The following is a 10,710-nucleotide window of genomic DNA, read 5'->3' on the forward strand; positions in this document are numbered from 1 at the left end:
GTGGCCGGGAATCCGGCCTTCGTCCGGACGGTGGTACGGGTGGGGTTCAGCTACGAGGTGGCCGAGGAGGTCTATCGCCTGGAACGGGAATTCGATCGGCTGGACCAACTGACCGACCAGATGAAAGAGGCCCTGGTGCAGGGGATAAGAATGGCCAAAGAGGGTCGGCTCTCTCCCCGGCAGAAGAAGATCCTGGGAAGACTCTACCGGGTGCTCAAGGAAAAGCTCCTGGAGATGGCGGAGATAAAGGAACGCCTGGCCTCCCTGGAAGAGGAACTGGAACGGGGGGCCATGGCACTCCTCCAGATCACCCGCTGGGCCTATCCCAATGTCCTGGTGGGAGTGGGTCGGCATACCCTTCTTCTTCAGAAGGAATACGGGCCGGGGGTTTTCGCCCTGGAAGGGGCCCGAATCGTTTATCGGGGGTGAACCATGAAGGAAAGACCCACGGATCGTCTGCGAGAGCTGGAAAAGGACCTGGAGGAGGCCCTCAGGGAATGCTGTCTTCTCTGCCTGAAAGGAGCGGAAAGGGAAAAGGGCCCCGAAGAGGATATTTCCTTTGAGCCGCTGGAGATCGACCTTCTGATCCTGGATCTCCTGCGCTGGAAGATGCGACTCCTTAAGGCCGCCCTTAAGGGAGAGGATCTCTCCGAGTATCTGGATCCCCGGAAAGGGGATCTGAGCCGGTTTTTTTCCGCCTTTAACCCGCCGGACGAGACCTCCCGGACCCTTTTTGAGGAGATTCAGCGTCTCTATCGCCGCTTGCAGGAGGAGATCCGGGGTCTGGCTGCGGATCATCTCGACCAGGAGGAGGTGCACGCCCGGATGGAGGAAAGGGTCTTTCCCCTGCTCGGACGGATGCGGGTCCTTCTGGAGGAGCTTTCCCGGCACCTGGGAAAGGGTCCTTCCGGAGAAAAGAGATGAGGGAGAGCCGTTTTTTGGGCTCCGGGGCCCTGAACCTGGATCTCTTTTATCGGGTGGCGGACCTTCGGGAGATTCGATTTCCGGGTATGGACCTCCGCCCCGGGGAGGAGAGGGCCGGGGACCGGAGGACCCTCCTTGAATTCCGGGACCTTCTTGAGGCCCGGGGGGAGTTTCTTGCGGTCTCCGGAGGGGGGTCGGCGGCCAATACCCTCTGGGCCCTGGCCCGTTTCGGGTTCCCCTGCGCCTTCGCCGGGGCCGTCGGGGAGGACCCCGAGGGAGAGGCGGTCCTTTCGGAGATGGCCTCCGCGGGGGTGGATCTCTCCCGGGTGCGGGTAAAGGGTAGCACCGGGCTTGCTCTTATCGTGCTGGATGAACGGAAGGACCGTTTCATTCTGGTTTCCCCGGGCTCCTGCGAGGAGGCCCTGGCGGATTTTCGTCCCCGGGTCTTTCCGGAGGAATGGCTGCATCTGAGTTCCCTGGTGAGTGAAACCGGATTTTCCTTTCACCGACATCTGGTGGAGAGAGCCCCGGGGGGGGTGAGTCTGGACCCCGGCGAGATTTATGTCGCCCGGGGGCCGGAGGCCCTGGCCCCCCTCCTGCAACGGGCCCGCTATCTCTTCATGACCGAGAGGGAATGGCAAACCCTGGGACTTTCCCGGGATTTTCTCCGCCGGGGAGGGAAGGTCCTTTTTCTTAAACGCGGTGCCCGGGGGGCCCGGCTGGTCCAGCCCGAAGAGACCCGGGATTTCCCGGCCGAATCTCCCTCCCGGGTGGTGGACAATACCGGGGCCGGGGATTTCTTCGACGCCGGGGTGCTGGCGGGTCTGGCCCTGGGGTTCCCCCTGGAGCAATGTCTGCGACTGGGCCTCAAGGTGGCCGCGGCCAGTCTCTCCGATTACGGCCGGCGGGGTTGTCCTTCCCGGGAAGAATTTTTAGAGTGGATCAGAGAACTGACCCCGGAGGAGGCATGAGCTCCATTCCCCTGCCTGCGGGCCTGGAAAGGGTGCTGGGAGTTCTTTCCGCCGGAGCCCTTTACGCGGATCTCTATTTCGAACGCACCCGGGACCTGATCCTGGTCCTGGAGGGAGAAAACCTGGAGCAGCTCTCCGCCGGAGAGGATACCGGGGTGGGGCTCCGGAGAATAGAACCCACCTACTACACCCGTTATGCCTTCTCCAACCAGCTGGAAACCGGAGTCCTTCTGGATCTGGCCCGGGGGCTGAGACAGGGGGAGGAGGGCGGGATAGTCCATCCGGGGCCGCCGCGCCGCGAGAGCCTTTCCCCGAAGGTCCCCTTCGGGGAGCGGGATCTGGCCTGGAAGGTGGAGTTGGTGAAACGGGCCGCTCGGGCCGCTTCCGGGCTCTCCTCGGAGATCCGGCAGGTGAGGGTCGTTTATCGGGAAACGGAAAAGGAGATGGTCATTTTGACCTCGGAAGGGACCTGGGTGGAGGAGACCCGGCCCTATTTCCTCCTGGCGGTGCAGGTGGTGGCAGCCCGGGAGGGGGAACTTCAACAGGGATACGAACCGGTGGGAGGCACGGTGGGGCTGGAACTCCTGGAGGAGGATCCTCCGGAGGAGGTGGCCCGGCGGGCGGCCGAGAGGGCCCTGCTCATGTTATCGGCCCGAAGGGCCCCGGGCGGACGGCTGCCGGTGGTGCTCTCCTCCTCCGCCGGGGGCACCATGATCCACGAGGCGGTGGGCCACGGCCTGGAGGCCGATCACGCCGAAGAGGGTTTTTCCGTCTATTCCGGCCGCCTGGGAGAGGAAGTGGCCTCGCCCCTTATCACCGTGATCGATGACCCCACCCTTCCGGGTCGGCGGGGTTCCTATCTCTTCGACGACGAGGGAGTGCCGGCCGAAAGGGTGGTCTTGATCGAGAAGGGGGTCCTTAAGACCTATCTTTACGACCGGGTCACGGCCCTCAAGTTCGGGAAGAGGCCCAACGGGCACGGACGCCGGGAATCCTACCGTCACCGTCCCCTTCCCCGTATGGCCAACACCTACATTGCTCCCGGTCCGCACGATCCCCGGGAGATCATTCGCAGTGTCCCTTACGGTCTTCTGGTGAAGAAGATGGGCGGGGGAGAGGTCAATCCGGTAACCGGGGATTTTGTCTTTGAGGTTACCGAGGGGTATCTGATCCAGGACGGAGAGGTGGGGGATCCCGTGCGGGGGGCCACCCTGGTGGGTAACGGCCCGGAGGTCCTCCGCACCATAGACATGGTGGGGAACGATCTGGGGTTCGGGATCGGTACCTGCGGAAAGGATGGTCAGGGGGTTCCGGTGTCCGATGCCCAGCCCACCCTGCGCATTCCGGAACTGGTGGTCGGCGGCGAAGTCCAATAACCGGGTGGTGAAAAGACCACCGCAGGAGGAGTAAAGATGGAATTGACGATTCTCGGTTCCGGAACGGGCTGGCCCCGGCGTGAAAGGAACGCCGCGGGCTACGTGCTGCGGGCCGGGGACTGGGTCCTTCTCCTGGATTGCGGCCCGGGGACCCTGCGGCGTCTCACCGAGGCCGGCGTGGATATCAACGAACTCGACCTCCTCTTCCTCTCCCACTGGCACCCGGACCATGTCTCCGATCTGGTGCCCTATCTCTTTGCCACCCGTTACGGGCTGGGATTCACCCGGGGAAGGCCGGTACGCCTGATCTCCGCCGAGGGGATCCGGGACTTTCTCAAGGCCCTGCGGCAGGCCTACGGCCACTGGATCGATCCCCCGGAGGGGCTGCTGCAGATAATGGAACGACCGCGGGGGGTGCGTTCCCGGCTGGAATTTCCGGGTCTGGTCCTGGAGACGGCTCCGGCCAAGCACAATCCGGAGAGCCTGGCCCTGCGGGTGGAGGCCGAGGGGCGGGTCCTGGTCTATACCGGGGACACGGAATACAGTCCGGAGATAACCGAACTTTCCCGCGGGGCGGATCTGTTGCTGGCCGAGTGTGCCTGCCCGGAGGATCGACCCGTGGAGGGCCATTCCACCCCCTCTCAGGCCGCCCGGATGGCCGCCGAGGCCGGGGTCCCGCGTCTGGTCCTCACCCATTTCTATCCCCCGTGCGATCAGGCCGATCTCCTCACCCCGGCCCGTAAGTTTTTCTCCGGGGAGATCCTCTTGGCCCGGGATCTTTTGCGCATTACAATTTAGTTCATGGATCCCAAGCTGCTGGAAAGTCTCAAACGCAAGGTCCAGCAGGAGCTGGTCAACCGCGAACGGGAAGTCCTGGAGTACTGGCTGGCGGAGCTGGAAAAGGTCTATCGGAAAAAACACCAGACCCTGGCGGAACTCAAAAGCGAGTTAAATCTCCTTATGGAAAAGATGCGGAAGCGGCTTTCGGTTATTCAAACCAAAGGGATTTAGAGAAACGTTTGAGCTGAGGGCCGAAGACCTCGGCCAGGGCCTCACGCACCTCGTCCTGACAGGTAAGGCGCAGGAGTTTTTCCACCACCTGCCGACACTGATGATAGGAAAGCTCCCGGATAAATAGTTTTACCTCCGGAATGCTCTGGGGGGTCATACTCAGTTCGTCCAGGTTCAGCCCTACCAGGACCGGGATATAGAGGAGTTCCCCGGCCATCTCTCCGCACATGGCCACCGGAATGCCGGCCCGATGGGCGGCTTCCACCGTGGTCCAGATGAAACGCAGCACCGCCGGATGCAGGGGTTCGTAAAGCTCGGAGACCTCCTGATTGCCCCTATCGATGGCCAGGGTGTACTGGATGAGGTCGTTGGTACCGATGCTGAAGAAATCCGCCTCCTTGGCCAGGAGATCCGCCATGGCCACCGCGGAAGGCACCTCGATCATGGCCCCGACCGGGATCTCCGGATCGAAAGGGTGTCCCTCCTGCGCCAGTTCCTGTTTGATCTCCTCCACCAGGTTGCGGGCCCGCAGAAATTCGGTCACCCCGGAGATCATGGGGAACATGATCTTGACCTTTCCGTAGGCACTGGCCCGGAGGATGGCCCTCAGCTGGGTGCGGAACAGGGATTCCTCGCGCAGGCAGAGTCTGATGGCCCGGAGCCCCAGGGCGGGGTTGATTTCCCGGGGGAGATTCAGGACCGAGGCGAACTTGTCTCCGCCGAGGTCCAGGGTGCGGATGGTTACCGGATGAGGGGCCACGGTCTCCACTACCTGTCGATAGGTCTCAAAGAGGAGTTCCTCCGGGGGAAGGTCCTCCCGGGCCACGTAGAGGTATTCGGTGCGGAAGAGCCCCACCCCCTCGGCCCCGTATTCCCGGGCGTAGGGAATCTCCTCCGGGAGGTCCAGGTTGGCCCGGAGCACCACCCGGTGCCCGTCCCGGGTGACCGCCGGCAGATCCGCCACCTGGTGCAACCGGGACTGGAGTTTTCGGAACCGCCGTTCCCTCTGTTCGAATTCCCGAATGGTTTCGGGATCCGGATCCACGAAGATCTCCCCGGTGGTACCATCTACCGCCAGGAGATCTCCGGGGGAGATTTCCTCCAGGGCCCCTTTGGCCGCTACCACCGCGGGGATCCCCAGACTGCGGGCCACGATGGCCGTATGCGAGGTGCGACTTCCGGCCTCGGTAACGAAGGCCAGGGTGTTCTCCGGACGCAGGTTGATGGTATCGGCCGGGGAGAGATCCCGGGCCACGATGATGGCCCTCTCCGGACCACCGAGGGGTTTTTCGCCCCTCAGGGCCCCGATGATCATCTCCACCAGACCCTCGAGATCCCGGAACCTTTCCCGAAAATAGGCATCCGGAAGTTCGGAAAAGATCTTCTGGTATCTGCGGAGTACTTTGAGGAGGGCCCACTCGGCATTGAAGCCCTGCCGGATGATCTCCGAGGCCTCAGCCACCAGGGAGGGGTCCTCCACCAGGAAACGCTGGGCCTCGAAAATGGCCCGCACCTCTCCCAGGTTTTCCGGGATCCTTTCCTGGGCCCGGCGGATATTCCGGGCCGTGGTCTCCATGGCCTGCCGGAGACGTCGGATTTCCTCTTCGATTTCCTCGGGGGGGATACGGGTGCGGGTGACTTTGATGTGCCCGGGAAAGATCACGTGGGCCGGGCCTACCGCCACCCCGGCGGAGACTCCCAGGCCGCGCAGGGTCTTCATAGCCCTGCCTCCAGGATCCTCCGGGCGGTTTCCAGGGCCTCTTCGGCTTCTTCTCCCTCGGCGATGAGGCGCAGACGGGTACCGGTACGGGCTCCCAGGGTCAGGACATCGAGGATGCTTCCGGCGTCCACCATCCTTTCGCCGTGTCCCAGTCGTACCTGAGCCCGCAGCCCCCTGAGGGCCTTGGCCAGTCGTGCCGCCGGTCGAGCATGAAGGCCCAGAGCGCCGCGGATCTCGATCTCCGCCTCAATCCTCTTGGGTTCCTTCCCCTCCATCGTCCTGGCTTCCGCCGCTTAATTCCCTCTCTATGTCCTCCTCGGCCTCGCTCATCACCTGGTCGAACTCGTCCCCCAGTTCATCCCCGAACTCCGCCCCCATCCTTTCCATGAACCGTTTTACCTGTCTGGGGTCCTCCTCGTTCAGATCCCCGAAAAGAGCGGGGTCAGCCAGACGCTCCAGACGGGAATCCAGGGACAGCCGGACCCTCACCCGGGATACCAGTTTGCGCATCCTGCGCGAGCCGCAGCGACGGCAATAGGGCTGGAAATCCTCCTCCCTAAAGACCAGATGTTCGGAGACCCGACGACAGTCCAGACACAGATATTCATACAGAGGCATTTTGAGCCCTCCGCGTCTCCCGGAGATCCCGAAAGTGTTTCTTGAGTAAACGGATAAGGAAGAGGGTGTTCAGGGAAACCTCGCCGTCGCCGTTTAAGTTTTTGAGGGGGATTTCGGCCCGGGCCTTTTCCCGGTGCCCCCCGGCGAACCCCAGCGCCCCGAAGGCCTTGCTGGCCAGGCGCCCGGCGTTCTTGCGATAACCGTCGCAGCGGATGATGATCACCAGCCGCTGACGATATTCTCCGGAGACAAAGACCCAGCCCACTTCCTGAACATGATTGAGAAAGTCGGCGATCACCACCAGGATATCCGGATTGGGAACCCGCCCCACATGGGTGAAGAGACGGTGCTTGCGAAACTTCATGTTCTCCAGGGCCAGTTTGACATATTTGAGCTCGGAGCGCCGAATATCCGCGGCCTCGATCTTGTGCAGGAGGTGCCGGTTCATGTGTTTGAAGAGATGATGGAAACAGATGACGTCCTGAAGACTGCAATGTTTTTCGAAATTGTCGGTATCGGTCTTGATGCCGTAAATGAGGGCCGTGGCCAGGGCCACCGAGGGCTTGATCCCGGCGGTGCGCAGATATTCGCCCAGAATGGTGGAGGTGGCCCCGTAATGCGGCCGAATGTCCACATAAGGAGCCTCCCAGCCTTCGGTCTCGGGATGATGATCGATCACCGCGTCGAACTGGATCTCCTGAAACAGGGCATTATGGGGGGGTTGGGCATCCACCAGGACCTTTTTGGTGAATTCCTTGGGATCGATCTGGGACCTTTTGACCACCGGAATCCGCAGGAGCTTGATCATGAGCTGGTTGTTGATGCGCCGGATCTCGTTGACATGGGCGATGACCACCTGGGAGACCCGCTGGGCCAGCAAGCGCTTGACCGCCAGGGCGCTGGCCAGAGCGTCCGGATCGCCCCAGATCAGGATGAGGACCCGATCGTCCTTACGAAACAGGGAAAGAAAGGTCTTTAAACGTTCCCGATTGGAGCGAAACCGCAGCCGTTTACTGTTTCCGTTGCCTGAGCCCATGGTTTTTAACAAAAAAAGCCTCCCTTAATATAGACCCAGGGAGGCTACTTCTTTTGCGTAATAAGTTAAGCCCTCCTTGAGACAAAAATCAAGGCCCTCCTCATCCATATTTCCGGCTATATAGGACGGAATACAGGGATGGCCGGAAATTATTTCAATAGGTTTTTTCTTTTCTTCGAATTCGTATGGAGGAGGTCGAAAAGAAAACTCGGAATGTGTAAGGGCCACGGCCCGAAGGATTTTCAGGCTGGTGCGTACCGGCTGAAAGAGCCGGGGGTCCAGGACATGGAGCTGGAATCCCCGACAGATCTGTCCCCGCCATTTATCGAAGGTGGGGGTAAAGAGGGTGGGGCGCAGGCGGACCCCGGGAAGATCGATATCGCCGAGGATCCGCAGGACCCGCCGGGGGTCGAGCCAGGGGGCCCCGAAGAGTTCGAAGGGACGGGTGGTTCCCCGACCCTCGGAGAGATTGGTCCCTTCGAGAAGGACCTGGCCGGGATAGACCAGGGCCGTATGGAAGGAGGGCATGTTGGGGGAAGGGGGCACCCAGGGGAGTCCGGTCTCCGGGAAATACATCCGGCGGCGGTAGCCGGTCATCTTGATCACCCTCAGGGGCAGGGAAAGACGCTGGCGGCGGTGAAAGAGTAAGGCGGCCTCTCCCGGGGTCAGGCCGTGGCGCAGGGGAAGTTCGGCATATCCCACCAGGGAGGAATATTCCGGCTGGAGAAGCGGGCCTTCCAGGGTGGAGCCCAGGGGGTTGGGGCGGTCCAGGACCACCACCTCCACCCCGGCTTTTTCGGCGGCGGGAAGCAGCAGCCACAGGGTCCAGAGATAGGTATAGACCCGGCAGCCCACGTCCTGCAGGTCCACCAGAAGGAGGTCCAGATCAGCCAGCACCTCCGCGGAGGGGGCCAGACGCGGGCCGTAAAGGCTATATATCGGCAGTCCGGTAAGGGGGTCCTCTCGGTCCGGGGTCCCGATCATGTTGGCCTGTTCGGTGCCGTAGAGACCGTGCTGCGGGGATAAAAGCCGTTTCAGGCGGGGGCCCAGGAGTTCCTTAAGGGCCAGGTGAGCCGGAACCAGATGGCCGGTTACCGCCGCCTGGTGGGTGAGAAGTCCCACCCGGCTGTATCGCCGCAGCCAGGAGGGATTCTCCGCCAGGAGTACGTCCAGACCGCTCCTTACCCTCATGAGGAGGCCAGCTCCATACGCCGAATGTAAGCCTGGATCCCGTCGGCGATGCCCCGGGCCACCTCCTGTAAATAACGGTCGGAACGCAGCCGTCGGGCCTCAGTGGGGTTGGTGATAAAGGAGATCTCCACCAGCACCGCGGGCATACGCGTGCCTATGAGCACCACGAAGGGGGCTTTCTTGACCCCCAGGTCCTTTACACCCCGGTATCGCCGGGAGAGACGGGCTACCAGATGTTTCTGGATCTCCCGGGCCAGGGTGCGCGATTCCTCGATCTTGGTGTTACGCAGGATCTTCTTGAGCAGACTCTGGAGTTCGCTCAGGGAATGGCGGGAGATGGCGTTCTCCATGGCGGCCACCCGCATGGCCTCGGGATCGGTGGTGAAGGAGAGATAATAGGTTTCGATACCGTGAGCCCTCCGGTTGGGGGAGGCGTTGACGTGGACGGAGATAAAGAGATCGCCCCTTTTCATGTTGGCCAGGGCCGAACGTTTGATAAGGGGGACAAAGACATCCCGATTGCGGGTAAGGATGACCTCACAGCCCAGGCGTTTGCGCAGTTCCCGGGCCAGGTAACGGGATACACGAAGGGTGATGTCCTTTTCCCTCAATCCGTAAAGTCCCAGGGCTCCGGGGTCGTGGCCACCGTGTCCCGGGTCGATGACGATGCGCCGCACCTTAAGCCCCAGTTGCTGGGCCAGGGAATAACAGGCCTTTCCCGGAGGTGGTCGGGGTTTTTCACCGGTTCGGGGAGCCGGGGGCCGGGTCTTCTTCTCCTCGCCCAGTAGATCGATGACCACCCGCGGGGGATGAGACAGATAAAAGGCCCGGTAGGTGGTGAGGCTTTTGAGATCCAGCACCACCCTTACCGTATCCGGACGATACTGTCCCAGGCGCACCCGGGTAAGGAGTCCGTCGCGGATGGGAATCTCCGGCCGGAGATAAGGGGAAAGGCGCGAGGGACGCAGATCCACAAAGACCCGAGGAGGTTTCCCCTGATGGGCCCGGAGGGCATGATCCTCGAAGGAGACCGGGGCGGTAAGATCCACCACCACGCGGCTATAGTCCTCCCCGGACCAGTGCCGGATGCCCTTGACCGTGGCCATCTTCCCGGGGGAAGGATGGGGTTCTTTCCGGGATTTTGGCGGGGAGGCCGGCGGGGATCTCAGCCTTTGCACCATGTCTCCGTGGGGATAGCGTTTGCGGATCAGGGCCTCGAGTTCCCGGGCCCGTACCGGATCCTGCAGGAGATGGCGATAGATCTGGGCCGCCTCATAGAGGGCGTCGTCCGCTAGCGGACTTTCCGGATAATGCACCCAGATCATCCGGTAGCGACGCAGGGCTTCCTCCAGGTCCTGCCGCCGGTGAGAATATCCGTAGAGGTTACGATAGAGACGGGCGGTCCAGAGAAGGGCCTTGGGGGCCTCGGGACTTTCGGGATAACGCAGATAGACCCGGCGGAAACGGTTGATCACCCGGATCCAGTAACGCCGGTAATGTTGCTGCTGGGGGGATTGGCTGAAGCGTTCCAGTTCCTTTTTGGCGGCGACCAAGGCCTTTTCCGAGGGGCTCAGGGCATGTGCGCTCAGAGAGAGGAGGAGAAGGACCCCGGCCACCAGGGCGAGAATTCTCATAGTCCCGATTTTACTAGAAGATCCCGCAGTTCAAAGATCAGGTCCAGGGCCTGGCGCGGGGTGAGATCTTCGGGGTTTACGGCCAGCAGACGTTCCTTAAGGGGGAGATAGGGGTCGAAGAGGGGAAGCTGGCGGGGTTTTTCCGCCGGAGGCGGGGAGGAGGGTCGTTCCTCGAGTCGGTTCAGGATCTCCCGGGCCCGATTTATTACCTCCGGGGGAAGACCGGCCA

The 10,710-nt window shown here is 62.1% G+C and carries 13 protein-coding genes; 6 read left to right on the forward strand and 7 right to left on the reverse strand.

Annotation, left to right across the window (positions count from 1 at the left end; genetic code table 11):
• The 6 genes from F8J34_RS05140 to F8J34_RS05165 form a co-directional block, all read left to right on the forward strand.
• On the forward strand, positions 1-429 hold a 429-nt coding region (locus F8J34_RS05140), incomplete at its 5' end, for a FapA family protein (RefSeq protein WP_297056937.1).
• Between the two features lie 3 nt (positions 430-432).
• Entirely contained in the window at positions 433-924 is a 492-nt protein-coding gene (locus tag F8J34_RS05145) for a hypothetical protein (RefSeq protein WP_297056938.1), read from the forward strand.
• Entirely contained in the window at positions 921-1,895 is a 975-nt protein-coding gene (locus tag F8J34_RS05150; RefSeq protein WP_297056939.1) for a carbohydrate kinase family protein, read from the forward strand. Before F8J34_RS05145 ends, F8J34_RS05150 begins: the two co-directional genes overlap by 4 nt.
• Complete coding sequence (locus F8J34_RS05155; protein ID WP_297056940.1) at positions 1,892-3,271, forward strand: TldD/PmbA family protein; 1,380 nt, start codon at positions 1,892-1,894, stop codon at positions 3,269-3,271. Before F8J34_RS05150 ends, F8J34_RS05155 begins: the two co-directional genes overlap by 4 nt.
• 36 nt (positions 3,272-3,307) lie before the next feature.
• Positions 3,308-4,069 carry a ribonuclease Z gene (locus F8J34_RS05160; RefSeq protein ID WP_297056941.1) on the forward strand — a complete coding sequence of 254 codons (762 nt, stop codon included), beginning with the start codon at positions 3,308-3,310 and terminating at the stop codon, positions 4,067-4,069.
• Positions 4,070-4,072: 3 nt separating this feature from the next.
• Entirely contained in the window at positions 4,073-4,282 is a 210-nt protein-coding gene (locus F8J34_RS05165; protein ID WP_297056942.1) for a hypothetical protein, read from the forward strand.
• Here the strand turns inward: F8J34_RS05165 and ptsP are convergent.
• The 7 genes from ptsP to F8J34_RS05200 all read right to left on the reverse strand — a co-directional run.
• Positions 4,260-6,002, reverse strand: coding sequence for a phosphoenolpyruvate--protein phosphotransferase (ptsP, locus tag F8J34_RS05170; protein WP_297056943.1), 1,743 nt, complete (start codon positions 6,000-6,002; stop codon positions 4,260-4,262). The two genes, F8J34_RS05165 and ptsP, sit on opposite strands and share 23 nt — an antisense overlap.
• Positions 5,999-6,277 (reverse strand): HPr family phosphocarrier protein, encoded by a 279-nt coding sequence (locus F8J34_RS05175; protein WP_297056944.1) that lies wholly within the window; start codon positions 6,275-6,277, stop codon positions 5,999-6,001. The genes ptsP and F8J34_RS05175 overlap by 4 nt, the downstream gene beginning before the upstream one ends.
• Entirely contained in the window at positions 6,249-6,620 is a 372-nt protein-coding gene (locus F8J34_RS05180; RefSeq protein WP_297056945.1) for a zinc ribbon domain-containing protein, read from the reverse strand. Before F8J34_RS05180 ends, F8J34_RS05175 begins: the two co-directional genes overlap by 29 nt.
• Positions 6,607-7,668, reverse strand: coding sequence for a DHH family phosphoesterase (locus F8J34_RS05185; protein ID WP_297056946.1), 1,062 nt, complete (start codon positions 7,666-7,668; stop codon positions 6,607-6,609). Before F8J34_RS05185 ends, F8J34_RS05180 begins: the two co-directional genes overlap by 14 nt.
• 12 nt (positions 7,669-7,680) lie before the next feature.
• The gene (locus tag F8J34_RS05190; protein ID WP_297056947.1) at positions 7,681-8,847 is read right to left on the reverse strand and encodes a DUF1343 domain-containing protein; all 1,167 of its coding nucleotides are present in this window, start codon (positions 8,845-8,847) and stop codon (positions 7,681-7,683) included.
• Complete coding sequence (locus F8J34_RS05195; RefSeq protein WP_297056948.1) at positions 8,844-10,481, reverse strand: N-acetylmuramoyl-L-alanine amidase; 1,638 nt, start codon at positions 10,479-10,481, stop codon at positions 8,844-8,846. The genes F8J34_RS05190 and F8J34_RS05195 overlap by 4 nt, the downstream gene beginning before the upstream one ends.
• Positions 10,478-10,710: hypothetical protein (locus F8J34_RS05200; protein ID WP_297056949.1), on the reverse strand; the 233-nt coding region annotated here is incomplete at its 5' end. The genes F8J34_RS05195 and F8J34_RS05200, both read right to left, overlap by 4 nt.

This window comes from Thermosulfurimonas sp. (genome assembly GCF_015491435.1).
Taxonomy (GTDB): Bacteria; Desulfobacterota; Thermodesulfobacteria; order Thermodesulfobacteriales; family Thermodesulfobacteriaceae; genus Thermosulfurimonas_A.